This window comes from Rhizobium mayense, from assembly GCF_030272705.1.
GTDB lineage: Bacteria > Pseudomonadota > Alphaproteobacteria > Rhizobiales > Rhizobiaceae > Rhizobium > Rhizobium mayense.
This window is the reverse complement of sequence record NZ_JARFYM010000113.1, coordinates 1-576: the sequence shown is the minus strand read 5'-3', so window position 1 is coordinate 576 and position 576 is coordinate 1. Positions and strand designations below refer to the sequence as shown.

At 57.1% G+C, this 576-nt stretch carries 1 protein-coding gene; it reads left to right on the top strand.

Features of this window, described 5'->3' with window-relative positions:
- Positions 1-396: 396 nt before the first annotated feature.
- Positions 397-576: rhodanese-like domain-containing protein (locus PY649_RS34820; protein ID WP_285873617.1), on the top strand; the 180-nt coding region annotated here is incomplete at its 3' end.

Below are 576 nucleotides of genomic sequence, written 5' to 3'. Positions count from 1 at the left end.
GCCCATAGCTGGTGGGCTACCCCCCCCCATCACATCATTGATAAATAACAAATTTTTTTGTGATCTCTCTCTATGATCTTTGGGCCGTCCCCGAAGCCCACGGGAGCGGCGCAGCGAACGCCTTGCGTGAGCGGCAGCGGAGCCGCGCCGGTGGACCCTCGGGGGCGGATCAGAGGCTCAAAAAAGGGCGATTAATTCCGCTTTCGTATCGTTGTGCGACGCTTCAGCGACCGGGTGTGTCGATCAACCCTGACATGCTCACCGGCCTGAAGGCCGATGGTTCCGGTATGGGCATGCATTAAGCTGCCCTCCTGGTGCTTCCTGCTTCATTGGGCCGCCTGCACAGCAACGCTGCTGCCCTCCCCCTCTGCTATCTCTATTGCAAGGATTAATACTATGACGCTTGCGTCTATTTCTCCCGCCGATACTCGCGCAGCGATCACTGCGGGCGCAATCCTAGTCGACATCCGCAGTGCAGATGAATATGCGCGTGAGCATATTCCCGGCGCAATAAACGTGCCGCTCGATCGGATCGGTGATCTGCCACATAACGGTCGTCAAATCATATTCCACTGC